Raw genomic sequence first — 26081 nt, forward strand, 5'->3', positions numbered from 1 at the left:
TCCTCCTTCCCCGGCGTGCCCGGATGATCATTTTGTAAGGTCGATCAGGATCTTCAGTTGCTTGCCGGCCGGATCGAGCAAGGCGTCGAAGCCTTGGGCAACGGCCCGGTCGAGCGTGATGGTGCTCGTCACAACCTTGGCGGCCGGAAGCAGACCCGATGCGATCAGCCGGATGACGCGCGGCCAGTAGTGGGTCGGGTAGGCCCAGGATCCGCGCAGGTCGATGTCCTTGAAGGTCACCTGGAACCAGTCGAGCGGGTTCTCGTGCGGATGCAGACCCGTTTGCACGACGACACCCTGCTTGCGCACGGCATCGACGCAGGCTTTCAGCGCATGTTCGTTGCCGACGCATTCGATCGCGACATCGCAACCGACCTTGCCTTCCGAGGTCGCCCGAACGATGTCGCCGGGATTGTCCCGTTTGGGATTGATCGTGATCAGATCGGGCAGGATCGACATTGCGAAATCGAGCCGCGCATCGTTGATGTCGGAGACGAACAATTGTGCGGCGCCGGCTGCCCTCGCCGCCAGCAATGTCAGGATGCCGATTGGTCCGGCACCGGTAACGAGCACGCTGCTTCCCGCCGTCACGCCACCACGATCGCAGGCATAGACGGCAACCGCAGTCGGTTCGACAAGGGCTGCCTCCTCGTCGCTCATCGCATCGGGGATCTTCTGGACGTTGTATTCGTTGAGCGTGGCATAGTCCGCCATCCCGCCCCACTGCCAGCTGAGGCCCGCCAAGGCGAGGTCGGTACTGAGGTGGTAAAGACCGCGATCGGCAAAGTAGTCGCCGGATCGCGGCATGATCAGCGGTTGAACGGATACCCTGTCTCCGACCGCAATGGTGTTTACGCCGTCGCCGATCGCCTCGACGATGCCACCGAACTCGTGCCCGAGAATCTGTGGCGCCCGCGCGCCGGTGAACGGGTGCGGTTCGCTTGGAATGAAAATCGGGCCATAGGCGTATTCGTGCAGGTCCGTGCCACAGATGCCGACAAAGCGATTGCGGATGAGGACCTGGCCTGGCCCCGGATTGCGATCGGGTGGCGAGATCTGTTCAAGCCGCAGATCCCTGGCTGCATGAAATCTGAGTGCGCGCATGTTTCCTCCGTTCTGCCTTTTGTTGCGACAGTACGGAGCAAGGGGCGTGCCAGGGCTGGGTCAGGTTTGAATATCGTTGCTAATCAATGGCGTAGCTCGACCTGGTGGGCATCGTCCACCTGAGGCGGATGCAACAGGTGTGGTGCCACACCTGTTGCATGCTAGTGCTTGGCGCGCAGCCGGTGGCGCTTGATCTGACGATGGACGGTGGAGCGGTCGACACCCAGGCGTCGGGCCGCTTCGGAGATGTTCCAGCCGCAGGATGAGAGCATGATCTCGAGCGCCGTGCCGTCATCGGTCTTTCCGATTTGGGAAAGACCTTCAGTCTTGCCTGTCGCCGTGAGGTGTTCCGGCAGATCGCCGAGTTCAATCCTGTTTTCGTCGCAGACGGCAGCGGCGACCGCGAGAACGTTGTCCAGCTCGCGAATATTCCCGGGCCAGCCATGCGCCTTCAGCGCGGCCAGCGCGTCCGACGAGATGTGCAAAGGTCGCTCCTCGGTGCGGTGTTTTTCGAGGAGTGTCGCGAGCAGCCATTCGAAATCCGCCCGATCGCGAAGCGGCGGCATATGGAACACGACGGCATTCAGACGATAGAACAGGTCTTCGCGGAAGCGCCCCTCCTGCACCAGTTGCTGCAGCGGCCGGTGCGTTGCCGAGACGATGCGCAGGTTCACCGATTTCGGTTCCTGCCCGCCAATCGGCAGGATCTCCCGTTCCGCCACGACCCGTAGCAATCTTGTCTGCAGGGTGAGGGGCATGTCGCCGATCTCGTCGAGGAAGAGGGTTCCGCCGTCGGCCTGTTCTATCAGGCCCTTGCGCCCCTTGGGCGATGCCCCGGTGAAGGCGCCGGGCAGATAGCCGAAGAGTTCGCTCTCGATCAGATGCTCGGGCAACGCGGCACAATTGATCGCAACGAACTTACCCTTGAGGCCGCTGCAGTCATGGATTGTTCGGGCGAGGTGCTCCTTGCCCGAACCGGTCTCGCCCTGGATGAGGACCGGCAATGCGGTCGGCGCGAGTTTGGTGATCCGATCCTGAAGAGCTGCGATCACCGGCACCTGGCCGCCGAGCCGTCGAGAGGGCGAGGCCGTTGCGATCTTGCCGGCCGACCGGCCGACAGGAAACTGCGGTTCGATCGCGTGGGCAAAGAGAGCATTTCCGTCACGCGCGGTCAGAAGCCGTTCCTCAGTCGGCCTGCGACGGGTCAACTCCACCAGGCCATCAACCCCGATATCGAAGAAACGGGACATCGGTTGCCCGATGAGGTTTTGCGGGTCACGCCAGTCGAGCCCGGCCGAACGCGCCAGGATCCGTGCGCCGCCATGGGTCATGCCGATGATGTGGCCGCGGCCGTCGATCGAGATCGCCGCCTCAGGATCGACGTCGAGAAACTCGGGCGCGCGGGCAAAGCGCAGCACCCATTCATGGCGCGTCCGAGCCATCAGGTTGGCGAGCTCGATACGACGCACGGTGGCGGCCACAAGGTGGCGCGCAAGGTTTTGGCTTGCCTTCAGGATTGGAGAGCTGAGCAGAGAAATGTCGAGAACGGCCGAAAGCCCGCCTTCTGTATCGTAGATCGGCGCTGCGGTGCAGGAGAGCGGCGTATGCGTTGTGTCGAAATGGTCGCTCTGGTGGATCGTCAAGGCTTCTCCGGTCTCGAGACAGGCGCCGACGGCGCAGGTACCCGCCCGCGCTTCGGCCCAGTCGGATCCAAGGTAGAGGCCGGCCCGGCGCAGGTTGTTGTCGAAGGAAGGATCGCCCAGAAATTCGACTGTCACGCCTTTCCTGTCGGAGAGCAGCAGAACGTAGTTCTGTCCGGCGACCTGGTTGTAGAGGTTTTCAAGGCCTGACCGCGCGATCCTGATAAGGTCCTCGGCTTCCTGCCGATGCTCGCGAAGGCGCTGTTCAGGCAGGATGTAGGCTTCGCATGTCTGCGCTGGATCCAGCTTGTGCTGATCAAGGCACCGCAGCCACGACTTGACGACAATGTCGTCGCGTCCCGTTGCCAGGCCCTGTCCCACCCGCTCGATCTCGCGGACATGTTCAGAATGTGAAACCATGGAACTTCAATGGCATTGCTGCCACGCTCCTCCATTCCTCCGAACGCGAATGTGTCCATGGCGAAACGGCTTTGTAAAGGGCCGGCGGACATTTCGTTCAGTTTGAGCGCGATCGCCTGGTCGAAAACACAAACTGCGTGCGAACGGGTCTCAGCGCGACCGGTAGCTGTTGAAGCGGGGCACCTTCCAGGGTTTGCGGAGAAGGCAGGCATTCCCGCATTCGAAGCATTTCATTCAAGCGTCCGTGAGCGGAACGGGATGCTTTCCGGCCGATATATAATTCCTCAACTCAAGTTCGATTTTAGGGTAGAATTAGGCCGCGATTTAAAGGACTGCAGTGTCCTTTGCGCGCCGAATTCGACGTGTGGCGCTGCAGAGGAAAGGTGAAGCCAATGAAAAGGTTTGCAATCGTTGCCTTGTCGCTTGCGACTGCGCTGACAAGCGCTCCGCCGGTCATGGCATTTCCCACAATTGCCGCGCCAGGGATTGAGGCGCCGCAAGCCCAGCTGGTTCAGTACAGGCGATATCGCGGCGGCTACGGCGGCTACGGCGGGTACAACCACGGACATCATCACAACGGTGGTGGTGACGATTGGGCTTGGGCACTGGGTGGGCTTGCCGCCGGCGCCGTTATCGGCGGGCTGCTGGCTCAACCCAGATATTATGGCCCCGGTTACTACGGCGGGAACTACTACGGCAATAACTACTATGGCGGGAACTACTATGGCGGGAACTACTACCGGCAGCGTTATTATGCGCCACGCTATTATGCGCCACGCTACTACCGCCAAGTCTACGGCGGCGGCAGTGCACATATGCGCTGGTGCTACGCGCGCTACCGTTCCTATAGGGCATACGACGATACATTCCAGCCCTATTACGGTCCGCGACAAGCGTGCGTCTCACCTTACTATTGAGCGCGGTTGAGGTACGCCGTTAAACGGATTCATCCGCTATCTGGACGGGTTTGGACTGCTGGCAAGCAATCTGTACCGTCGCCCGGGACGATATATCATCGAAATCCGCGCTCAATGGCGCGGCCGGTGCCGGGTTCTGTCATCGCACCAGCGAAGGATTTCGTCGGCGTTGGCCTTGCCGCCGCGGGGACCATGGACGGTGACTGAGCGGGCTGCGGCAGCCACGGCGAAGTTCAAGGCATCGGCAAAGGGTTGGTTCTGTTCAAGACACCAGGTCAGCGCGCCGCCAAAGGTATCGCCAGCGCCAGTCACGTCGACGACATCGACGGGAAACCCGCTAGCGCGCAGTATCGTGTCACCGTTACGCGCCTCTGCGCCCTCGGCCGCCAGCGTGCGCACCACCCAGTCGATGTCATGATCGCGCATCCAGTCTCCGATGCACGACAGGTCTTCATGGCCGAAGGCGGTACGGAAGCCGACCTGGTTGAAGATGACCACCGCCGCACCTTTGAGATAGGGCATGTCCTCAGGCGTGCAGCCGCCGACGTCGAGATCGAAGATGGCGCGGCGCCCGTGCTGGCGCAGGTCGGCCAGAAGTCCGGCCTGTTTCAGAATGCCGCTTTCCGTCCGCACGTGCAGCCGGCGGACACGATAGAGGGTCGTATACATCAATCCGGGCTGACGCAGCGCCGTCAAACTGTCCGGTGACAGCCACATCGGTTGTTCGCCCATCTCAACAGTCAGCACGATGTGCTCGCCATCGACCAGGAAGATCAGGTTGCGCGATTCGGGAATAGCAGGGTCGGTCAGCATGTGGCTGACGCCGACGCCGTTCTCCACGAGGTCGGCAATCAGCCGTTTTGACAGCGGGCTGTCGTTGAGCAATGAGATGAACTGCGTTCGGCCGCCCAGTGCCGCATGTACCACAGCGGCGTTGGCGATAGAGCCGCCGGTTTCCGCCGGCAGTTCGGCGACCATGCCCTTGTCCGCACGGCCCGGCCAGCGATCGGCGGTGTAATATTCGTCGAGCGCCACGTCACCGATGAAAAAGGTTGTCATGCGCTCAGTCCTTCCTGGTTGGCCGCCTTGATCAGGCGTGGTCCGCCAGCCACAGGGACCCAGGGGCTTTCACCGAGGCCACATATTGCCATCCAATAGTAGGGCGCAGGGCCCGAAACGCCGCGGCAAGCGTCGTGCCAGACGCCACGATGCATCACTACCACTTGCCCCGGCGCAATCACGAATGCTTCAAGGTCATCGCGATGCGGTGCCTCTGCGTCGGATGCGGGCGCGACGGCCAGCACGATCGATTGCGATGCGCAGAACAGCGCCTCTTCGGTTCCCAGGTGCCGCTCCATTGTCGCGCAGAGCCATGGTCCGCCGCCGCCGCGCGTGATGCCAAGGTGGCCAGAGCCCTCAATCAGCGGTGCGGCGGTGAACCCGTCGCGCCAGCCGTCGCCCGCTGTCCATATCGCCTTGGGATCTAAATCGTCGGTCAGGTTGTAGGTCGTACCGAACCGCGAAAAGTTCTCGGCGGTCACCGGCCGGGCGAGGACGGCATCCGGAGCGCTCATGCGGCACTCCTGGCAGCACGCACGACGCGCATCAAGCCGGCGACGTGGGCCGCTTCAACCCGGCCGGTGTCCTTATGGTCGTGCTTGAACCAGCTTCCGACGACGGCGCCGTCTGCGTGGGCAAGCTGTTCGGCGGCATTGGCCTCGGTAAGGCCGGCTCCGATCAGTAGCGGTACACCACCCCCGGTTGCGGCACGGAAACGCGCCACCTTGTCCATGTCGGTCGGCCGGCCCGTCGCATCGGAGGTCACCACGAGGCCGTCGCAACGCGAGGCGCCGATGCGCACGTCCTCTGCTTCCGGCCTGCCGGACAGGACCGGTTGATATTTGAACCGCACGCCCCCGAGCAGCAGCGCCGAGACGCCTTCACGGCGGGTGGCAAGGTCTGCGGCGAAGGGAGCATCCGTCTCGGGCGGCAAATGACCGGCAACGGAATCGACCTGGATGAAGGCGACGGGATAGTGTCGGGCAAGTTCAAATGCGCGCGCATCATCGCGTAGCACATTGACGCCGATGCGCGTGCCGAGATCAAGGCCGAACAGCCGCTCCAGCACCCGCTCCACATCCTCGGCGTGGCCGAAATAATTCTCAACTACCAATCCATCGACACCTTCACCCGCCATGATGCGGGCTTCTTCCTCGGCTTGGGCGAGTTTGCCCTCGGGGCTGTCGCCTGCCAGGTGCAACATGCCGAGAATGGGTTTTGGCGTCGTAAAGGTCTCGCCGAAGCGGCTCATGTTCGTTCTCCTGCGTCGCGCCGCCATCAGGCCGGCGCGGTATCACGCCCCCAACGGGTGGCGAATTTCATCTGGACCGCCGGCGAGTAGACGATCGACGTGCGTTCGACCAACCGATCGTCGGCGTCGAGCACATCCCCGCTGGCGCAAAGATAGCCCGGCACGTCGTGTGCCGGAGCAAACACCTCCCGCAAACGGTCGGATGGCGGCACAACCGTCAAAAGCAATTCCGAGCGAATGGGGCTGCGGTCATAGTCGCGGCGCAATACCTCGTAGAGTGATTGCGCCGCGAAATCGTAGCGATCGATGCCTGGATAGAGAGCGAGATCGAGCTGCGACGTATCGACGTTCAGCCAGTTGACGGTCTCGCCGTTGGCAAGCCCGCGAGCACGCACCAGGAACAGTTCACCGTTCTCAACCCGATGCTCCAGTACCCGCGTCGTCGGGCGTTGGCCTTGTCGGCGGGCGAGTTCCGTAAAGCTGCCGAAGTTCCAGATATTGTGGCTGATCGGCCGGTGCGAAACGATCGTGCCCCGGCCGCGAACCTGCTGGACCAGTCCCTCCGACACCAAAAGCGCCATCGCATTGCGCACCGTGGTCCGGGCGATGCCGAACTGGTCACGCATTTGGTTTTCCGAGGGAATGGCTTCCCCCTCGGAAAAATCGCCGCTCAGGATTGCGGCTCGAAGAGCCCGGTAGAGCTGCCGGTAAAGTTGCTCGCTCGAATAGAGATCGAGGCGCAATCTCGACAATCTGTCGTCGGCGGCGATGGGGGCGTCAGGCATGGAGGGATGGGTCAAGGCGGGCTCCGTTTGGCTCCGTTACTTCGTGGTTCCGTTCACCTTGAACTCTTCCACGGCAGCTTCTTTCAAGCCATGACGATCGAGGATCTGTGCATAAGTACCATCCGCCTTCAGCGCCTCGAGCGCTGCAAGCACCGCATCGCGCAAGGGGCCATTCGCCTTGGCAAAGGCGACGCCGTAGTAATTGATCTCGTCGACCTTGCCGATCTGGTAGAACTTGCCCGGTTCCTGCTTCATCAGATCGAGCAGGCCCTCCAGGCCGATGACCGAGGCCTGTGCACGGCCTTGGCGGATCTGCATGATGTGCTCGGCCTGTGTGGGGATCTGGATGACCGTGATCGGCTTGTCGGCAGCACAATTGGTCTTGCCGACATTTTCCGCCCATGTGACCCAGCTGGTGCCCGTCGCCACGGCCACGGTCTTGCCGCAGAGATCGGTTTCAACCTTGATCTCTCCCTGCTGATCGGCCGTGGAATAAAAGACGTTGCCAGTCTTGAAGTAGTCGATGAAATCGAGCTGTGTCTGGCGTTCGACCTTGTCGGAGAAGGCGGTCATGATCATGTCGGACCGGCCGGTGACGACCTGAGGAATGAGCTGCGGGAATTCGACGTTCTGGAACTCGGCCGTCAGGCCGAGGCGCTCGGCGACGGCCTTGGCGAGATCGATGTCGAAACCCTTCAGGTCGGTCGAGCCGGCATCGCTGTATTCCATCGGCGGATAGGCAAGGCTGATGGTGACGTTTAGTTTGCCAGCGGCGCGCACGGCTTCGGGCAGGGCGGCGGCCAGCTTCTCATCGGCCGCGGCATGGCCCCCTCCGGCTACACACAGGCTGATGAATGTGGTGGAGGCAAGTCCCAGAACTATTGGTAGCAGTCGTTTCATTTTCTGTTCTCCCATTTTTAAGCTGAAATTTCTCAGGCCAGAACGCGGCTGAGGAATGTGCGCACGCGCGGATCAACGGGGTTGCTGAGGACCTGTTCCGGCGCGCCGGTCTCGCGAATTTCTCCGTCGATCATCACCACGACGCGGTCTGCCACCTCGCGGGCAAAGCCGATCTCATGGGTGACGACAATCATGGTGGTACCGCCGCGCGCCAGATTGCGCATGACCTCCAGCACCTCGCCGACAAGCTCCGGATCGAGCGCGCTGGTCGGTTCGTCGAACAGCATCACCCGTGGCTCCATGGCGAGCGCCCGGGCGATTGCCACGCGTTGTTTCTGGCCGCCTGAAAGCTGCGACGGATAGCTTTCGGCCTTGGCCGCCATGCCGACCTGCTCCAGCAGATCCATGGCGCGGGCTTCGGCTTCGGCCCGGCGCAATCCGCGCACGACCATCGGCCCTTCGATGACATTGCCGAGCACCGTCAGATGCGCGAACAGATTGAAGTGTTGGAACACCATGCCGAGCTGACTCTGCTGTGCGCGTAGTCGCTTGACGGGCAGCTCCTGTAGGGCGCCGCGATGGAGCGCGTAGCCCATGATCGCACCATCGACCCAGACATAACCGCCGTTTGGCGTTTCGAGATGGTTGATGCACCGAAGGAACGTGCTCTTACCGCTGCCCGAGGGGCCGAGGATGCACAGCACTTCACCATAGGCGACTTCGAGGTCGAGGTTCTTCAATACCTCGTGGCTGCCGAAACTCTTGCGGATACCTACCGCCTTGACCGCGAGACTCATGCTTCCCTCACAGCGGCGAGACGCCGCGCCCGTCCTTTGAACCAGCTTCGATTGCTGGCAGCGGCAGCGGCATCGCGGCCGAAATGGCGTTCGAGATAATATTGACCGATGGAAAGGACCGTCGTTCCGGCGAGGTACCAGGCGGCGCACACGAACAGCAGCTCGATGACCGCGCCGTTGATGAAGTAGATCCGCTGGGCCGCGTTCAGCATTTCGCCCATGGCGATCGTGGCGGCGAGCGAGGAGAATTTCAGCATGCCGATGGCGCTGTTGCCAAGAACCGGCAGGATCAACCGAAGGGTCTGCGGCAGCATAATGCGCCGCATCGTCTGGCCGGGCGTCATGCCGAGTGTGTGGGCCGCTTCCTTCTGGCCGCGATCGACGGACGAGATTCCGCCGCGCACCACTTCCGTCAGATAAGAGCCCTCGTTGACGCCGAGACCAAGAACGGCAGCGACAAAGGGCGTCACCACATCAACCATGCGCTCGTCGACCAGGCCCGGAATGTAGAGACGGGGAAAGACGAGTGCGATGTTGAACCAGATGAGAAGCTGGAGCAGCACCGGCGTGCCGCGAAATATCCAGACGTAAAGCCAGGCGGCAAAGCGCAGGATTGGATTTTCCGAAAGGCGCATGATCCCGAAGGCGAAGCCGAGGACCACGCCAAGTGCAAGCGCGCAGGCCGAGATCAAAAGGGTCCAGCCGAAACCGGTGATGATGACGCCGGCCGTTAGAAACTGCCCGACGACCGTCCACTGGATTTGACCAACCGCAAAGGCGCGACCGATCACTGCCAGCAGGAGGATGACGGCACCACCGCTGATCCAGCGCCAAGGATGGCTCAGACGGCGAATGGGCACGTCCGGACCTGGCAGGTCTGTCAGCGACAGCGTGGGAGTTGCATTCGAGGTTGATCGGGTCATGATGTCCAAATGTAGGGTTAGGCCTACAACTTACTAGATGCGTTCTAGGGAGGAGTCAAGCGGACCGACCGCCGAAGGAAAAACAAGCGTGTTGTCGGGAAAATGGGCACGTGATCACAGGTCGCGTGCACGTCCGCGCGGCTGCTCGATACAGAAGCACCTCATCAGCAGCCAGTTTGTGGCGCTGGGCTATCCAGTGAGAGGGTGAGTGTCGTCGGCGTTACGTTGATCGCTCGCTTGGGAGGTTCATCGATGACATATCGTCGAAAGGTTGGACCGTTTCGATGTACACCGCCGAGCACGGATCGAGACGCGTGCGCGGCGGTGACATGGTTCAACATAGCCTTGACTCAGAGCCTTGTAACAACGACTTCCTGATACTCGCTCGGCACCACCATGGTGCCGCCATCGGCGCGATTGAAGCGTGCAACGAGCGCCAGCAGATCGGTAGCGAGCGCGTCCTGTCCCGCGGGTTCCAGGGCGGCGAAGGTCTTCAAAACAGGGCCGTAGAAGGTCCGGAAGACCTCAAGCCAATGCTCGGGCGACTTGTAGCGGAACACAAACTCCCGCGGCATTGCCGCAACCGAGGCGGACGTGGCCGGGAACAGTTCCTCGAGACGCGGGCGCGATCCCCAGAGCGCCGGCGAGCGGGCACCTGCCGGCGGTGGGACATGGCGACCGATCGTCTTGAACACCTGCCCGATGAAGCCATCGGGGGTCCAGTTCGCAAGGCCAATGGAGCCGCCGCGCTTGCAGACACGAAGGAGCTCGCCGGCGGCCCGCTCCTGATCGGGCGTGAACATCACGCCGAAAATCGAGAGCACAGTGTCGAACGACTGATCGGCAAAGGGCAGGTTTTCTGCATCTGCCTCCCGGAAGGTGATGGAGAGCCGGTCAGCCTTGGCGCGCTCACGAGCGCGCTCCAGGAGCGCAGGGACGTAATCCGTCGCGGTGACGTCGCACCAGCGCCGGGCGGCGGCAAGCGCACCGTTGCCGTTGCCAGCGGCGACGTCGAGCACCTTGGAACCGGCGCGCAGATCGAGCGCTTCACAGAGGCTCTCGCCAACAATTTGCAGGGTCGTGCCGACGACGGCGTAATCGCCTGAAGACCACGCGTTTTGCTGCCGGGCCTTGAGCGCGCCGAAGTCGACGGCAGGCTGGTGGTTCTGGTCGGCTAGAGCTGCGGATGTGGACATTTTTTCCTCCTTAAGGCAGTTTGATTGGGTCATGGTGCGTCTGTCACAGGCCTGTTTCGAGCATCTGATCTTCCGCGGCTTCTGGTTTAGGCAGAGAGCGTGGGAACCGGCGTGGGAGCCGGCGTGGTAATGACCATGGAACCTTACGGGCGAAGGCAGATCGACATGCCGTCGTTAACGCTCCGACTGCTCGGACCATTGGCAATTCGCCGTGAAGGCGTGGACGTGCCGTTGCCCGGATCGCGCAAGGTGCGTGCTCTTCTTGCCTATCTGGCGCTTTCGCCTCATCCCTCTGGCAGGGCTCAGCTTTGCGACCTTCTGTGGGATGTTCCCGACGATCCGCGCGGTGAACTGCGATGGTGTCTGAGCAAGATCCGGTCGCTGATCGGTGAGCAGCGCGTCCGTTCCAAGGGCGATACGATCGCCCTCGATCTGTCGGATTGCTCGGTCGATGCGATCGAGGTTACCGCAGCCCATCGACACGGCTTCAGGACGCTTGCACCGGAACAGTTGCGATCCCTGGCCGATCTTTTTGTCGGCGATTTTCTTGACGGCCTTGCGATTGAGCGCTGCCCGGCATTTGACAGCTGGCTGGCCTTCCAACGGCGCCGATTGCGCGATACCCATGCGGCTCTCCTCGATCACATCGTACAACGCGCCGGCCATGAGGAAGTGCGCAGCTATCTCGATCGCTGGATTGCCCTTGCCTCCTTTGACCTTCGTCCCCACGAGCTGCTGCTGCAAAGCCTTGCTGCCGACGGGCGCGTTCGGGAAGGAGAGGAGCACCTGGCAGCGACTGCCAAGCTTTTCGATAGTGAAGGCGTTGACAGCAAACCTCTTCGAGAGATCTGGCGCACGGCCAGGGCTCAGGCTGACGAGACGTTCATAGTGCATCCGGGGCCCGTCGCCGAAACGGCGCCGAGCGAAACAGCAGCACCTCAGACGCATCGCCGTGCCTCGATCGCTATCATGCCCTTCGATGACACGTCGCCGATGGCCATTCCGGGTGGGTCGTCGGATGCGCTCGTTCACGACATCATCACACGGCTCGCCCGACAGCGAAGCCTCAGCGTGATCGCCCAGGGCACCATGTTCGCCCTGCGCGACCGCCGGTACACACCGCACGAGGCTGGCCGGATGCTCGGCGTCGACTATGTCGTCAACGGCTCGTTCCAGCGCCTCGGAAGGCGCATCACCGTCTGCGTCGAACTTACGGAGGCGCACAGCGCCCGTATCGTCTGGGCCGAGGTCTTCGAGTACGATGCCGCGGAGACCTTTCTTCTGCTTGACGAGATCGGCAGCCGGATCGTCGTCACCATCGAGCGTGAAGTCGAATCGCTTGAGAGCAACCGGGCAATCCTGAAGCCACCTAGTTCTCTCGATGCGTGGGAGGCGCATCACCGTGGGCTCTGGCACATGTATCGCTTCACCAGGAGCAACAATGAACAGGCCCAACACTTCTTCGAGACCGCGATAAACCTCGATCCGACATTCGCCCGCGCTCACGCGGGCCTTTCCTTCACCCATTTTCAAAGCGCCTTCCAGCACTGGGCGGATCAGGACGTGGAGGTCGAGCTCGCGTATCGGGCAGCCAGCCAAAGCATGATGGCCGATGATCGCGACCCGGCCGCGCATTGGGCAATCGGCCGAGCGCTCTGGCTGCGGGGCCTGCACGACCAATCCGTCGGCGAGCTGGAACAGGCGGTCGAACTCAGCCCCAGCTTTGCGCTTGGTCATTATTCGCTCGCTTTCGTCCAGGCTCAGTCCGGCGATGCGCAGGCAGCTATTGTGGCGGCTGATCTTTCGCGAAAACTCAGTCCATTTGATCCGCTGCTCTTCGGCATGCTGGCAAGCCGGGCGCTGGCACTCGTGCGCCTCGGACGCTTTGAGGAGGCCGCCGGCTGGGCCGTCAAGGCTGCGGCTCGGCCGAATGCCCATGCCCACATTCTGGCGATCGCGGCGCTATCGCTGGCGCTCATCGGCCGGCTCGACGAAGGGCGTGGCTACGTGGCGTCGATCCACCATCGGTTTTCAGGTTACAGCCTGAGCGATTTTCTGACCGCGTTTCATCTGGGGCCCGAACAGCAGACGCTGTTTCGCGAAGGTGCAAGGCAGATCGGCCTCCATTGATGACATCTTGTCCCTGGTTCATTGTTTCTGATCGTCCTTGCCTTGTGGGATCAGACAATGAAACATCGGGTCGTGCTTGGCTTTGCGGCCGCCTTGGGTTTGCTCGTTGCGGCGACATTCGTCGTGCCTTCTCAGACATCCGTTGCTCCCAAAGCGATCGAGACATCTGTCATTCGCAGTTCAGATCTTCTCGAAAAAGCCTGGAACCTCCCGGTCGCTTCTGCCTTTGACAAACGCGTCACGTGGCAGTCGAACGGTTCGCGGTGTGGACCTGCAAGCCTTGCAAACAGCTTCCGCTCGATCGGTGAAGACGAAACGACCGAGGCCGACGTCCTGTCCGGAACAGGTACGTGCTGGACGGGGTACTGCATAATAGGGCTCACTTTGGACGAGCTGGCTGAGCTTGCGCGAAAGAAGACGAGCCGCCAGGTCACCGTGCTGCGGAACCTGACCGCCGAGCAGTTCCGTGAGCACATGACGCACGCTAACGATCCCGACCGTCGCTACATCATCAACTTCGATCGTAGGACGATTTTTGGAGCGGGAGCAGGACACCACTCACCCGTGGCGGGATATCTGGAGGCCGAAGATCTGGTGTTCGTCCTGGACGTGAATGAGCAGTTCAAGCCCTGGCTCATCGAGCGCGAGCGTTTGTTCGCGGCCATGGACACTCTCGACGGTGATAGCAAAAGAGGCCTGATTCAAATCGGCCCCTGACCGCGTTGTCGCTTTCGCAGCGGGCGCGTCTGGATAGGCGGGTCCCTTCGAAGTCACTCGCGGCACCGGGAATGTCCTGCAGACGGCGAACCGGTCAATCGGTTCGGCCTGGGCGGGTCGACCTGGCGTAGTAGCGGCGTGGAGAAACGCATCGTTGCCGGGCGCCCAGATGAGACAATGCGCAGGTTGAGCGCGAGCCGAAGCCTCTGGGATGGCGTTTTGATTTTGATCGGCGGTGTCCTCAGCATGCCTGACCATGCCTCGGTCGGATAGGACGCGAGGTTGCCGTCGCCGAGATCGAAAGGTGCAAGTGCCTGTGCCGTCAGACCTTCCGGGCCACAGTCTTCAAGCACAAGGGAGATGTCCCGCCAGCCGTCATGTGCGTCGACCTCGACCGCGCAGCTCGCCCGGACCCAGGCGCCGGCCGGCAGCGGATTGATGAATCCTTCCGGTAAGATCTCCAGGACGCAATGGCCGCCTTCCAGACTGATTTCTTGCCAGCCTGCCGGATGACCGGTGCTGCTTACGGCACGGCTGGCCGTGACGTCGCAATCGGACGGCGGCCGGGCAAACGCCTTTGCGTTGCCCGGAAGCGGATCGGGAACAAAACTTCCGAGGGGATTGTGAACCGGGTTGAAACGATCGTCCCGCGCCCACCGTTCGGGAACGTGCGGAGCAAGCAGCCCGCGGAGGTACTCGGCCAACGCCTTGCCGACGGCATGACCGCCCGGCACGGAAAAATGCGTGCCGTCATCGGAGAATCCTGCGTGTGGAACGCCGTCCGCGCTATGCCAGTCGACCCAGGCGCCGTTCCAGTCGAAGATGTGGCAACGGGGTCTTCGCGCCGCGAAGGCACGGCTCTTCTGGTTGATCCATTGCGCCTTGGCACGCTCCGATCCGCCGGCCGACCATTTTTGCGTCCCGCGGGCAAGGATCGGCAGCAGGATGACCAGCTTGCCGGCATCGAGCAGGCGGGACACGATCGCCTCGCGGATCGCCTGAATGGTTTCCTTGGTCTCCACCATCATGTCGTTGGTTCCCGCGTCAACGATGATGAGGTCGAAATCAAGCGCAAGGACCTGGTCGATCCGGTTGGCGATATCTAGGGCCTTTTGGCCGGAGACACCGGCGTTAAGGCCACCGAAGCCGCGCGAGTCACCCACCCGCCCGCTCGGCTCCCAGCCAGGATGTACGCGTGGGTCGTGGAAGACGGTGATATCGAGCTGGCCATGGGTCAGCACCTCCGCCCATGTCGACCAGCCCCTGGCCGACGATCGGATATGCCGCTCGCCGGCTTGGTGATTCTGCTGGACGAGCGAGGTCCCGAGCAGGGCGACCCTGCTCCCATGGATCGGAGATGTGACTGTCATGTTCTGGTCCTACGAGAAGAACGTGCCGCCATTGACGTCGTAGCTGGCGCCAGTGATGAAGGCAGCCTCGTCGGAGACAAGGAAGGCGACCAGACTTGCGACCTCGGCCGATTGTCCCTCGCGCTTGAGCGGTGTCGCTGCCGCAACCCGCTCGCGCACTTCCGGTTTCGTGAAGGTGTCGTGGAAAGCCGTGGAGATCATGCCAGGGCAGACGGCGTTCACCCTGATCTTCGGGCCGAGTTCCTTCGACAGGCCACGCGTGAACGTCATCACGGCCCCCTTGGAGGTCGCGTAGGCGACGGCGCCGGGACCGCCGCCGTCACGGCCGGCCTGGGACGCGAAGGTGACGATCGAGCCGCCTTCATTCATGGCGGGCACCGCGGCTTTGGTTGCGTTGAACAACGACGTCAGATTGACGTCGATCACTTCACGGAAGAACGCCTCGTCCATCTCGGACAGCGTCTTGCGGGCGATGATGCCGCCGGCGACGTGCACGAGGCCATCAAGCCTGCCGAATTCCGACAGGGCCTTGTCGACCGCAGCCTGGGCATCCGCCGCATTGGTCATGTCCGCTCTAAGTGCGACCGCCTTGCCGCCCGCCGCTTTGATCGCGCCGACGCTCTGCTCGGCGCCTGACGCGGAGCCGAAATAGGTGACGACGACCTTTGCGCCTTCCTTGGCAAGTCGCTCGGCGCAAGCCTTGCCGATGTCGCGTCCGCCGCCGGTGACCAGCACGACTTTGTCTTTCAGTCCGTTCATGGAAATATCCTTTCGTGATCAGAAGTTCTTTGGGATGACGATGCGCAACTGGTTGTCGTCGACATCGGTGAAGTAGATGTCGGCGCTGAACCCCTGGTCGTCGATGAAGTTAAAGACCCGCCGCGGCTCATCGAGCGAATAGGGAACGAGCAGGGTGACGAGCGTGTGCTTGCTCGCCGAGGGCAGGCTGGCCTCGATATGGTATTGGGTATCCATGCCCTCGACGTCGGCGGGATCGACACCTTCGAAACCTTCGACCAGGCGAACATTGGGCGGGCCGGAGGTCGAGTGCACGAACTGCCCGTAAAGGCCGGCGCGCTCTCCGGTCAGGCGGAAGCTGTTGGTGCCGACGTCCATCGGTCGTGTCGCATGAAACAGCCATTGAACGGGCTTTGGCCCGGAGCACTCGACGCGATCGACCAGAACGACGAAATCGCTTGCGGTGAAGTAGACGTCGCGTTCGGCCCGCAATACGTCAGGATCTGCAGCCCGGTAGGCCGCCGTCGCATCGCCGCTGATGAAGACATGGGACGGCTCCTCGCGCACGGTGACAATCCGTCCCCCGGCCTTTTTTGCAATCGTCTTGTCGCCGTCGGCATACTGGCCCTTGCCGTCGATGAGGATGGCGTTCTTGGAAATGGTCTGGCGTCGCCAGTTGCGGTGCATGGTGGAGTTGAAGGCCACGTAATAGCCGCTCTGGATGGCCAGATCTTCGCCGAAGGCATAGAGCAGGAAAGCGTTCTGGTCGCCATGGCTGTGGCTGAGCGAGCCGAAGGTGCTGCTCTTGAACAGGAACTGGATATGCCGCGCTGGATCGTCCATGTATTTCTGGATGGCGACCCACCCGATATCCTTGAACCATTTCACCGGCGGCAGGTCGCTGGGCGCCTGGGCTGCGATCTGCGGATAGTCGTGGCGGTAGACGAGATCGTCGAAATTGAGGTCCCACCAGCCGTAATTGTAGAACTCCATTTCGGTTCCGGCGGCGTCGGCTTTCAGGCGCTCGTAGTACCACTGGTAGTAGGGATTGCCGGTGACGCCTGCGAACTGGCGGACATTGTAGCCAACCTTCACGCCCGGCGGGTCGCCGAGGGTGGAATCGTCTCCGAAACAGGCGCGACGGGTACCCGGCGCCTTGGTGTAGAGCGGGAAGTCGCCGGTCTTATGGAAGAACGGCCGCTTGTAGAGGTCGACGTCCAGGAAGTTCTTGATGAGGTTGGCGGTCTCCGTCAGGTAGGCGATGCCTGTCATCCAGTAATGCGGACCCTCGGCCCACCCGCCATCCGCGTCGCCCCACGGGGAATAGAGTGTGAACAGGAATTCGATCGTGTAGTCGAGCCAGCCTTCTGCCTCGTCGCTTTCTCCAGCAAGAGCGATGCAGGCGGCCGTCAATGCGGCCGATAGCGAGCGCACGGCGTGACTGTCATAGGGGAAGACATGGATGCGCGCGCGCCACAGGACATGATCGGCAACTTCGCGCGTCCGCGCCAGCAGGACGTCGCGGACCTCCGTCCGTTCCGTGTCGTCGAGATGATCCCACAGCCAGTCGTAGCCCCAGGCGAGTGCGGTGACGACGCGGAAGGCTGCCTCGTCGTTGTAGGAACGCGCGGTGGCGCCCGTACGATCCCATCGCGCGATCGCCAGCAGCCATTCACGCGCCCTGGTGATCAACGCGGGATCGTCGAGAATGACGCCGGCGATCGCCAGATGGCGCACCGCGTAGATGGCTTCCTGGCAATCGATGTACATCTGCCGCCAGAGTTTCGCGACGCGCACGTTGTTGGGATAGAGGGCAGGCTCTGCGATGAAATCGCGCGAGAGCCACGGGGTGACGGACTTGTCGAAAAAGCCCTGCCAACCGCAATGATCTGCGTCTTTCTTCAGGCACTCGCGGAAATCGCCGACCTCGCTCGGACCGAGCCAAAGTCGGGGATGGCGAAGATCCGCAGCCTCCCAACGGGTTTCCGCGCGCGGCAGCGGCGTTTCCGGCAAGCCGGGCAGGATCTCGAATGTGCGAACGCTGCTCCAGGCGGACACAACGGTTTTGGATGCGTTATCCCACAGCGCGAAGCCCCAGTGATAGACGCCGGGTTCGAAGGTTACGTCCGGCGTGAAGAAGTTCCAGGCAAGGTCTTCGAACAGCAGTGTATCGGCCGGCGGAAAGGATGGATCGCGCGACACCTTGAGGGCATAGCGGGCATTGTCGTCCAGCGCCGGCAGCCAGCTGAAACGCGGCGGGTTCTCCTGGATGGCGGAGCCGTTCGGCTGATAGGTGATCGTCAGCGTGCCGGGTTTCGGCTCGTCGAGATAATGCAGTCGTGGGGCTTCGTCAGCTTTGGGCATCGAAAATGACGTCCTTTAACAAGTCGGGGAGTGAATAGGGCGCGGCCGCGCCGCGCCCTGATGTGTCAGTTCTTGGCGTATTGGCGGTCGTAGGCCGTCTGCATGACCTTGATGACCTCGGGCAGGCCGAGCTGTTCGAGGCGAGCCTGATAGGCATCCCAGGAGGCGTCGACATTCTGTGCGCCGAGCACGAAGGTCTGCTGCATCTCGGTCATGTATGTGAGCAGGCTCGGCCAGTACTTGTCGTAGACCGCCCGTTCCTCGGCGCTCATCGAGACGCCGGTGAATTCGGGCTGCAGCAGGCCGGGTTCCTTCTCGTACATGGCGATCCCGTCGAGGGCCATCTTGTTGGTCCACTGCTGTTCGGACGGGTAGGAGGCCCAGTAGCCGCGCGGCACGCCGGCGCCGATCTCCCACATCTGGGCGTTCACCGGCTTTGGGTTCTTGAGGACGCTGTCCTTGTAGACCGGTTTGCCGTCTTTCATGTCGTAGTTGACGCCCTCGACACCCCAGTTGGAGAGAATGCGACCCTTTTCGGAGAACCAGAAGTCGAAGTACTTGATCGTCTCGGCGGGGTGCTGATTGGTGTAGGAGATCGCCCAGCCGGCAGGCTGAACGGTCGCACGCCGACTGTCCTCGAAGCGCTTTCCCGATACCGTTTTCGGTGGCAGCATCGGTGCGAAATTGATACCGGGAACGCTGTCCTTCAGAGCCTCGGTATAGTTCGAGGTGCTGGCGAACCAGTCATGGGTCATGCCGCCGATATTGTTACCGAGCATGTATTCGCGAACGCGTGCGCCGCGAGTAAAGACTTCCGTGTCGATGAGCCCTTCGCCAAACCACTGGGCAACCTTTGAAATCCCGGTCTTGTAGTTTGCCGTCGTCCACGGGTGGACGATCTTGCCGTCCTCGACCATGAAGTCGCCGTAGCGTTCCGACCCCGAGACGCGCGCATCCCACATATTGATGAGCCGCACCGCCTCGATCGGCTCGCGGGCGAAATAGGGAACCTCGTCCTTCTTGCCGTTGCCGTTGGGATCTTTCTCGCGAAATGCCTTGAGCACGGTGTAGAGCTCGTCGACATTTTGCGGCTCCTTGAGACCGAGCTTGTCCAGCCAGTCCCGCCGGATGAACCAGGCGCGCGAATACTCTCCCTCCGGAACATAAGGGATGAAGTAGATATGCCCATCGGGCGCGCTGATGGCGCGGCGCACCACGGGATGATCGTCGAAGAACTTCTTCAGGTTGGGGGCGTTTTCGGCGATCAGGTCGTCAAGCGGCAGGAAGGCGCCTTCCATGCCGTAGCGGATAAAGTCGTCCTTGAGGCCGCCTGTCACATCGCCTCCCACGATATCAGGCAGATCGCCAGACGCCATCAACAGGTTGAAAGCGTCGCGGCTGTTGCTGGTGGCAAGCGAGGCCACGTTCTTGACATGGATCCCGGTCCATTCGGCCGCTTTTTTCTCAACGGGCCAGTTCTCCGTGTAGACGTACTTGTCGCGGAAATGGAAGTGGATCGTCAGTTCGAGCGGATCGTCGACAATCTTCGTCGACGCGTCCTCGGCGGCGGCGCTGCCCAATTGCAGAAGCGCACAGGTGGCAAGTAGCGAAAGCCTTTTCCCAAAACGTCTCATTCCATTTCTCCTCCTTAAACAGAATTGGCCGTTATTCCTTGACCCCACCAAGGGTGATGCCCTTGTTGAAGTATTTCTGGATGCTCGGATAAATCAGCAGCACCGGAATGATCGAGGCGATCATGATCGCGGCTGTGACGGTTTCGAATGAGTAGCGCGAGCTCAGCAGGCTGCTGGCAAACTCGTCGTTGGCGGTGAGGTCGACGATGATGCGCTTCAGGTAGAGTTGGAGCGGGATCTTTTCCTCGCCGCGCAGCAGCACCATGGCCCAGAAGTAACTGTTCCAGCGCGAGACGATGCAGAACAGACCGACGGTGATGATGGCCGGCTTGGACAGCGGAATAAATACCTTCCAGAGCAGCTGCCATTCGCTGGCGCCGTCCATCTTCGCCGCTTCCTCGAAGGATTTCGGCACGGACTCGAAGAAGTTGCGCAGCAGGATGACGTTGAAGGCATTGCAGGCAAAGCCGATGATCAGGCCGAAACGCGAATCCAGGAGGCCAAGGTCGCGCATGTTCAGGAAGAACGGGATCATGCCGGCATTGAACCAGAGGGTGAATGCCACCATCAGGTTCAGGAATTTGCGTCCGCGCAGCCTTGTGCGCGACAGCGCATAGGCGCCGGGGATCATGATCGCCAGGCTGACCGCGGTGCCGCCGAACGTGTAGATGAAGGTATTGCCGTAGGCGATCCAGAACAGGCGGTCGGACAGCACGAATTCATAGGCCGCAAGCGTCAGGTCCTTGGGAAACAGAATGACCTGCCCGGAGGTGACCGCCGCACCTGACGAGATCGATACCGCCAGCAGATAGATGAACGGATAAAGGGTCGACAGGACGAACAGTCCGATCAGGGCCGCATTCGCATATCCGAAAATACGGTCGCCGCGCGAGTATAGGCTGAAAGTGGCCATGACATTCACCAGAGCGAGGTTGATGAGACCTTCCGGCTGATCCGGTTGGCCGTGAAGACGAGGGCAAACGCGATGACCGCGTTGAACAGGCCGGCGGCAGTCGCCAGGTCGTACTGGGTTCCCTGCAGGCCGGTCCGGTAGACATAAGTCGAGACAACGTCGGCGGTGCGGTAGGTGGCCGGTTGGTAGAGTAGGATGATGTATTCGAAACCGACCTCGACCAGGTTGCCGATGCGGATGATCAGCATGATGATGATCGTCGGCAGAATGCAGGGCAGGGTGATGCGCCACATCATCTGCCAGCGCGAGGCGCCGTCGACCCGGGCGGATTCGTAGAGTGTCGGGCTGATACCGGCGATGGCAGCGAGATAGACGATCGATTCGAAGCCTGCCTCCTTCCAGACGTTGGAGCCGATGAACACGGTGCGGAACCATTCCGGCTGTGTCAGGAAGTAGATCGGATCGAAGCCGAGGCTGGACAGCACGAGGTTGACCACGCCCGTGGTTGGCGACAGCAGGTTGATGACGATGCCTGCAACGATCACCACCGAAATGAAGTGTGGAAGGTAGACGACGGTCTGTGAGAAACGCCGGCCGACTTCGCTCTGCAGCTCATTGAACATCAAGGCCAGGATGATTGGCACCGGGAAGGCGAAGATCAGCCCCAGGCCGCTGATGGTGATCGTATTGATGAAGGCGCGGATGAAGATATGGTCATTGAGCAGCGTCCGGAAATTTTCGAACCCGACCCAGGGACTGCCGGCAACGCCACGGAACGGGCTGAAGTCCTTGAAGGCAATCTGCAAGCCTTCCATCGGCTTGTAGAGGAAAAGCAGGAACCAGACGAGCATCGGCAACAACAACACATAAAGCTGCCAGTCTCGGCGAAGATCCTCCGCCAGGTCCTTGATATGCTGGGCGATCTTCGATCCCATCATCTGCCTCACGCCTGTCCGTTGATGGCTTTGCCGGTCTCCACGTCGAAGACATGAAGTCTGGCGGTGGGGATCGCCAGCCTGGCGACATCCGACAGGCTTCTCCCGTCCACGGGCGTATCGACCTTGGCGACGACCGGCTGGCCGCCGATCCTGCAATGAAGCAGCGCTTCCGAACCGAGAGGCTCGACGAGGTCCACGGCCGTCGCTATCTCCTGGGTGTCGGCCCCCGGGCGGCCGACTTCGATATCGAGGTGTTCGGGACGCAGGCCGACGAGAACTTTCTGGCCGGCGCGCATGCCGGCGGCGATTGCAGCCGGCATGCGGAACTGGACCGGACCGTTGCCGTCGACGCAGGCAACGGCAGCGCCGTTTGCCGCTTCTACGCGCGCTGCCACGAGGTTCATGGGCGGCGATCCCAGGAAGCTCGCAACAAACGCATTGGCCGGATTGAGGAAAAGCTCCATGGGCGAGCCGACCTGTTCGACGCGTCCGCCATTCATGACGACGATGCGGTCGGCAAGAGTCATGGCCTCCACCTGGTCGTGCGTCACGTAGATGCTGGTGACGTCCATGCGCTTGTGGAGCCGCTTGATCTCCGCGCGCATCTGTGTGCGCAGCTTGGCGTCGAGATTGGACAGCGGCTCGTCGAACAGAAACACCTGTGGCTTTCGCACAATCGCGCGACCCATCGCCACGCGCTGTCGCTGGCCGCCCGAAAGGTCCGCGGGCTTGCGCTTCAGATAGGGCATCAGATCGAGAATGGCGGCCGCCTCGTTGACAGCGGCTTCGACGACGTCGTTCTTCTCGCCACGGACGCGCAGTCCAAAGGCGATGTTTTCCGCGACATTGAGGTGCGGGTAGAGCGCGTAGTTCTGGAACACCATGGCGACGTCGCGATCTTTCGGCGCGACCCGGTTGACGACGCGGCCACCGATCGAGATCGTGCCATCTGAAATGTCTTCGAGCCCGGCCACCATGCGCAGGGTCGTGGACTTGCCGCAGCCCGACGGTCCGACCAGAACGACGAACTCTCCCGGTGATACCGACAGCTTGATGGAGTGCACGACTTCGAGTGCGCCGTAGCGTTTCACTACGTCGTTCAGTTCAACTGCAGACATTTGATTCCTCCCGCCGGCGCGAACCCCTTAGGTCAGGTTGCGCCGCGGCCTCCGTTTTTCTGTCGTTGTCGCATTGATCGATTCAATGTAGCTCCACAGCTTCGGGTCGCGTGAGAGCTCGGTAATCTTGCTTTCGAGCGAGCCGAGGTGTCGGCTCATTGCCGCCACGGCCGCATCCGGCGAAGCTTCACGAATGGCATCGACGATCGCCCGATGTTCCTCGATGACTTCTGCAGTGCGGCGAACGCCGAAGACCATCTTCAAATGGCGCATGCGATCGATCTCGCCCTTCGCCTGGTTGACGAAGGTCCACACACCGCTCAGACGCGCGGCTGCGAAGATGGCTTTATGAAAGCTCTCGTCGAGCTCGAAGAAATTCGTGTAATCCTCGCCCTCTACGGCTGCAATCTGCTGGTTGAGGCAGAGTTCAAGGCGGCCGAGATCTTCGAACGTGTGGCGCTTGGCCGCCTCTGCGGCCGCTCCGGCCTCCAACCGAAAGCGAATGAAGCACGCCTCGATATAGCGCTGGACCTCGATCGTCGCGACAAACGTGCCGCCCTGCGGCACGACCTTGATCAGGCCTTCCTCCGAGAGGCGGATGATCGCTTCGCGAACCGGTGTCTTGCTGACGTTGAGGATCGCGGCGACCTCCTTTTCCGGCAACGCGCGGCCAGGCAGCAACCTCACCTCGACGATCAGTTGCCGAAGCAGGCGATAGACCTTTGACGTCGTGTTGCCCGCACCCTCGATCAGGGACGGCCGAAGGAGCTCGTCAAGTGGAAGTGCCGGTATGGTGACAATCTCAGACATATCTATCCGCTAACTGATATCTTAGTTGCAAGATTGATGTCTTAGAGTGCGATTGTCAACCGTAAATAATTTTGTCGTTGAGCGAGGGGTCTGCGTCGGAAAATCACGCCTCTTCCGGTCCCGATCCCGCGTGGCGGTTCGCTGGTCCATCAATCGCAATTGACATCGTCTGTATCCTGGATACAATTTGCCTCGATCTTGGGAGGGATCGATGAGTCAAACCTTTGAATGGCGAAGCCAGTCGCGCCTGCTCGACGAAGTTGCCCAGGCGCTTCGCGAGCGCATCTATGCCGGCGTCTATGCGCCTGGAGCGACGTTGCGTCAGGAGCGGATCGCTGCCGAATTCGGCATCAGCCGTACGCCGCTTCGCGAGGCCTTGCGGGTGCTGGAGCGCGACGGGCTCGTTGTGAACAAACCGGGCAGCGGTGTCAGGGTGGCCACCGCCGACCTGCCGAAACTTCTCGATGCCTATGCCGTGCGCGAGGCGATGGACGGCGTGGCGGCGCGCAATGCCGCCGAGCGCGCCACAGCATCCGAAATCAAAGCACTCGCGAAACAGATCGATCAGCAGCAGAAGGTCGTTGAGCGCTGGGATCCCGGCGCCTACACCCAGTCCAACGTCGTCTTTCACGAGGCCATCGTCAGTGCTTCGCGCAATGCGTCGCTGGCGTCGCTCGGGCCGCTTCTGCGGATGACATCGCAGGTCTTCGCTCCGGCCTTTTCGCTTTCCAGCGAACGCGCCAGCACTGCCGTTGCCGAGCATCGGCTCATTGTCGAGGCGATAGCGGCAAGGGACCCTGATCAGGCTGAGAAGCTGGCGCGCGCGCATATCCATGCGACGGCCATGAGATTGAAAACGCTCCTCCCGCAGGGCGAGACTGACAACGAGGCATGATGTGAAGACTTACGGCAATTTCATCGCGAACACGTGGCAGGACGCAATTGGCGGCGAGCACATCGCCGTCAGGGATCCCTCCAACGGTGAGATATTCGCGCGCATTGCCCGGGCAAATCGGGACGACATCGACCTGGCCGTGCGCTCCGCGCGCTCGGCGCTTGGCGGCCAATGGGGGCAGATGACGGCAACCGAACGCGGACGGGTGCTCAGCCGGATCTCGGCAGCAGTGCTGCGCAACATCGACCTTTTGACGGAGCTTGAAGCGCGGGATGTCGGCAAGCCCCTGACACAGGCGCGGGCGGACGTCGTCGCGCTCGCGCGCTATCTGGAGTTCTATGGCGGCGCCGCCGACAAGGTGCATGGCGACACCATCCCCTATCAGAACGGCTTTACCGTGCTGACCATTTACGAGCCGCATGGGGTTACGGGTCATATCATCCCGTGGAACTATCCGATGCAGATCCTTGGTCGCAGCCTCGGCGCAGCCCTTGCCATGGGCAATGCGGCCGTGGTCAAGCCGGCCGAGGAGGCGTGCCTGACAATCCTGGAATTTGCACGCATTGCCGAAGAAGAGGGCCTGCCACCCGGAGCGCTGAACGTCGTCACCGGGCTGGGCGCGGAGGCGGGTGCCGCGCTTTCCGAACACCCTGATGTCAACCACATCTCGTTTACCGGTTCGGTGCGCACCGGTGAGATGGTGCAGGCGGCGGCGGCGAAGAATGCCGTGCCGGTGACGCTCGAACTCGGCGGCAAGTCGGCGCAGATCGTCTTTGCCGATGCGGACCTCGACCGTGCCATGCCATTCCTGGTCAACGCCGGGATCCAGAACGCCGGGCAGACCTGTTCGGCCTCGTCACGCATCCTCGTCGAGCGCGCCATCTACGAAGACGTCGTGGCGCAGATGAGCGAAAGATATCGCGCGCTCAGGGTCGGGCCGGCCAGCGCCGATCTGTCGCTTGGCCCGGTGGTCTCGCATAGGCAAAAGGCGATCATCGAGGGCTTCCTTGCCGATGCCGCCAAGGATGGCCTGAAGATCGCGGCTGAGGGCGAGATCGTCGCCGACGCACCCGCTGACGGCGCCTATGTCGCACCGACATTGCTGCGCGACGTGCCGCACGAGCACCGCACGGTACAGGAAGAAATCTTCGGCCCGGTCCAGGTGATCATGCCGTTCGACAGCGAAGAGGAGGCCGTTCGCCTTGCAAACGGCACCGCCTATGGTCTCGTCTGCGGGGTCTGGACAAACGACGGTGGTAGGCAACTGCGCATGGCGCGCGCCGTCCACGCCGGTCAGGTCTTCGTCAACAATTATGGCGCCGGCGGCGGCGTCGAGCTGCCCTTCGGCGGCGTCAAGAAATCGGGCCATGGCCGCGAGAAGGGTTTCGAAGCCCTCTACGGCTTCGCCAGCATGAAAACCATCTCGGTTTACCACGGCTAGTTCAGCGTCGGGAGGAACAA

General features: G+C 61.7%; 23 protein-coding genes. 5 read left to right on the forward strand and 18 right to left on the reverse strand.

The window, feature by feature from the left end; genetic code table 11:
• Nucleotides 1-27: 27 nt before the first annotated feature.
• Complete coding sequence (locus ASD03_RS24815; RefSeq protein WP_057217121.1) at nucleotides 28-1104, reverse strand: 2,3-butanediol dehydrogenase; 1077 nt, start codon at nucleotides 1102-1104, stop codon at nucleotides 28-30.
• Nucleotides 1105-1265: 161 nt separating this feature from the next.
• Nucleotides 1266-3164, reverse strand: coding sequence for a sigma-54-dependent Fis family transcriptional regulator (locus ASD03_RS24820; RefSeq protein WP_057217122.1), 1899 nt, complete (start codon nucleotides 3162-3164; stop codon nucleotides 1266-1268).
• A gap of 392 nt (nucleotides 3165-3556) precedes the next feature.
• Here ASD03_RS24820 and ASD03_RS24825 point away from each other — a divergent pair, with 392 nt between their 5' ends.
• A complete protein-coding gene (locus tag ASD03_RS24825) occupies nucleotides 3557-4081 on the forward strand; it encodes a BA14K family protein (protein WP_057217124.1) in 525 nt (174 codons plus the stop codon).
• 111 nt (nucleotides 4082-4192) lie between these two features.
• Here the strand turns inward: ASD03_RS24825 and ASD03_RS24830 are convergent, their stop codons facing one another.
• The 8 genes from ASD03_RS24830 to ASD03_RS24865 form a co-directional block, all read right to left on the reverse strand.
• Nucleotides 4193-5140, reverse strand: coding sequence for a carbohydrate kinase family protein (locus tag ASD03_RS24830; protein WP_057217126.1), 948 nt, complete (start codon nucleotides 5138-5140; stop codon nucleotides 4193-4195).
• The gene (locus tag ASD03_RS24835; RefSeq protein ID WP_057217129.1) at nucleotides 5137-5655 is read right to left on the reverse strand and encodes an ureidoglycolate lyase; all 519 of its coding nucleotides are present in this window, start codon (nucleotides 5653-5655) and stop codon (nucleotides 5137-5139) included. The genes ASD03_RS24830 and ASD03_RS24835 overlap by 4 nt, the downstream gene beginning before the upstream one ends.
• Nucleotides 5652-6392: a BtpA/SgcQ family protein gene (locus ASD03_RS24840; protein WP_057217131.1), complete on the reverse strand. Its 741-nt coding sequence runs from the start codon at nucleotides 6390-6392 to the stop codon at nucleotides 5652-5654. Before ASD03_RS24840 ends, ASD03_RS24835 begins: the two co-directional genes overlap by 4 nt.
• Nucleotides 6393-6418: 26 nt before the next feature.
• Nucleotides 6419-7192 (reverse strand): GntR family transcriptional regulator, encoded by a 774-nt coding sequence (locus tag ASD03_RS24845; RefSeq protein WP_156408066.1) that lies wholly within the window; start codon nucleotides 7190-7192, stop codon nucleotides 6419-6421.
• Nucleotides 7193-7213: 21 nt separating this feature from the next.
• A complete protein-coding gene (locus ASD03_RS24850) occupies nucleotides 7214-8077 on the reverse strand; it encodes an ABC transporter substrate-binding protein (protein WP_057217135.1) in 864 nt (287 codons plus the stop codon).
• A gap of 32 nt (nucleotides 8078-8109) precedes the next feature.
• Nucleotides 8110-8874 (reverse strand): amino acid ABC transporter ATP-binding protein, encoded by a 765-nt coding sequence (locus tag ASD03_RS24855; protein WP_057217137.1) that lies wholly within the window; start codon nucleotides 8872-8874, stop codon nucleotides 8110-8112.
• Complete coding sequence (locus tag ASD03_RS24860; protein ID WP_025430118.1) at nucleotides 8871-9797, reverse strand: amino acid ABC transporter permease; 927 nt, start codon at nucleotides 9795-9797, stop codon at nucleotides 8871-8873. The genes ASD03_RS24855 and ASD03_RS24860 overlap by 4 nt, the downstream gene beginning before the upstream one ends.
• Before the next feature lie 350 nt (nucleotides 9798-10147).
• Nucleotides 10148-10993 (reverse strand): class I SAM-dependent methyltransferase, encoded by an 846-nt coding sequence (locus tag ASD03_RS24865; protein WP_057217139.1) that lies wholly within the window; start codon nucleotides 10991-10993, stop codon nucleotides 10148-10150.
• A gap of 135 nt (nucleotides 10994-11128) precedes the next feature.
• On the opposite strand from ASD03_RS24865, the gene ASD03_RS24870 reads away from it, so the two are divergent.
• Both ASD03_RS24870 and ASD03_RS24875 read left to right on the forward strand, forming a co-directional pair.
• Nucleotides 11129-13123 carry a transcriptional regulator gene (locus ASD03_RS24870; RefSeq protein ID WP_156408073.1) on the forward strand — a complete coding sequence of 665 codons (1995 nt, stop codon included), beginning with the start codon at nucleotides 11129-11131 and terminating at the stop codon, nucleotides 13121-13123.
• A 57-nt stretch (nucleotides 13124-13180) separates the two neighbouring features.
• Nucleotides 13181-13840: a phytochelatin synthase family protein gene (locus ASD03_RS24875; protein WP_057217238.1), complete on the forward strand. Its 660-nt coding sequence runs from the start codon at nucleotides 13181-13183 to the stop codon at nucleotides 13838-13840.
• A gap of 53 nt (nucleotides 13841-13893) precedes the next feature.
• Here the strand turns inward: ASD03_RS24875 and ASD03_RS24880 are convergent, their stop codons facing one another.
• The 8 genes from ASD03_RS24880 to ASD03_RS24915 all read right to left on the reverse strand — a co-directional run bounded on the left by ASD03_RS24880 (nucleotide 13894) and on the right by ASD03_RS24915 (nucleotide 23725).
• The gene (locus ASD03_RS24880; protein WP_063997105.1) at nucleotides 13894-15210 is read right to left on the reverse strand and encodes an SGNH/GDSL hydrolase family protein; all 1317 of its coding nucleotides are present in this window, start codon (nucleotides 15208-15210) and stop codon (nucleotides 13894-13896) included.
• A gap of 9 nt (nucleotides 15211-15219) precedes the next feature.
• Nucleotides 15220-15969, reverse strand: a complete 750-nt coding sequence (locus tag ASD03_RS24885) for a glucose 1-dehydrogenase (RefSeq protein ID WP_057217143.1) — start codon at nucleotides 15967-15969, stop codon at nucleotides 15220-15222.
• A gap of 18 nt (nucleotides 15970-15987) precedes the next feature.
• Entirely contained in the window at nucleotides 15988-18312 is a 2325-nt protein-coding gene (locus tag ASD03_RS24890; RefSeq protein WP_057217145.1) for a DUF4962 domain-containing protein, read from the reverse strand.
• 65 nt (nucleotides 18313-18377) lie between these two features.
• The gene (locus ASD03_RS24895; protein ID WP_057217147.1) at nucleotides 18378-19946 is read right to left on the reverse strand and encodes an extracellular solute-binding protein; all 1569 of its coding nucleotides are present in this window, start codon (nucleotides 19944-19946) and stop codon (nucleotides 18378-18380) included.
• Nucleotides 19947-19977: 31 nt separating this feature from the next.
• Complete coding sequence (locus ASD03_RS24900; protein ID WP_057207292.1) at nucleotides 19978-20859, reverse strand: carbohydrate ABC transporter permease; 882 nt, start codon at nucleotides 20857-20859, stop codon at nucleotides 19978-19980.
• A gap of 5 nt (nucleotides 20860-20864) precedes the next feature.
• The gene (locus ASD03_RS24905) at nucleotides 20865-21794 is read right to left on the reverse strand and encodes a sugar ABC transporter permease (protein ID WP_057217240.1); all 930 of its coding nucleotides are present in this window, start codon (nucleotides 21792-21794) and stop codon (nucleotides 20865-20867) included.
• 8 nt (nucleotides 21795-21802) lie between these two features.
• Nucleotides 21803-22915, reverse strand: a complete 1113-nt coding sequence (gene ugpC / locus ASD03_RS24910; protein ID WP_057217149.1) for a sn-glycerol-3-phosphate ABC transporter ATP-binding protein UgpC — start codon at nucleotides 22913-22915, stop codon at nucleotides 21803-21805.
• A gap of 27 nt (nucleotides 22916-22942) precedes the next feature.
• Nucleotides 22943-23725: a GntR family transcriptional regulator gene (locus tag ASD03_RS24915; protein WP_025430107.1), complete on the reverse strand. Its 783-nt coding sequence runs from the start codon at nucleotides 23723-23725 to the stop codon at nucleotides 22943-22945.
• Nucleotides 23726-23936: 211 nt separating this feature from the next.
• Here ASD03_RS24915 and ASD03_RS24920 point away from each other — a divergent pair, with 211 nt between their 5' ends.
• Together ASD03_RS24920 and ASD03_RS24925 are read left to right on the forward strand one after the other, a co-directional pair.
• Nucleotides 23937-24620 carry a GntR family transcriptional regulator gene (locus ASD03_RS24920; protein WP_025430106.1) on the forward strand — a complete coding sequence of 228 codons (684 nt, stop codon included), beginning with the start codon at nucleotides 23937-23939 and terminating at the stop codon, nucleotides 24618-24620.
• A gap of 1 nt (nucleotide 24621) precedes the next feature.
• Nucleotides 24622-26061: an aldehyde dehydrogenase family protein gene (locus ASD03_RS24925; protein WP_156408067.1), complete on the forward strand. Its 1440-nt coding sequence runs from the start codon at nucleotides 24622-24624 to the stop codon at nucleotides 26059-26061.
• Nucleotides 26062-26081: the final 20 nt, after the last annotated feature.

It is taken from the genome of Ensifer sp. Root127 (assembly GCF_001425225.1).
Classification (GTDB): Bacteria; Pseudomonadota; Alphaproteobacteria; order Rhizobiales; family Rhizobiaceae; genus Ensifer; species Ensifer canadensis.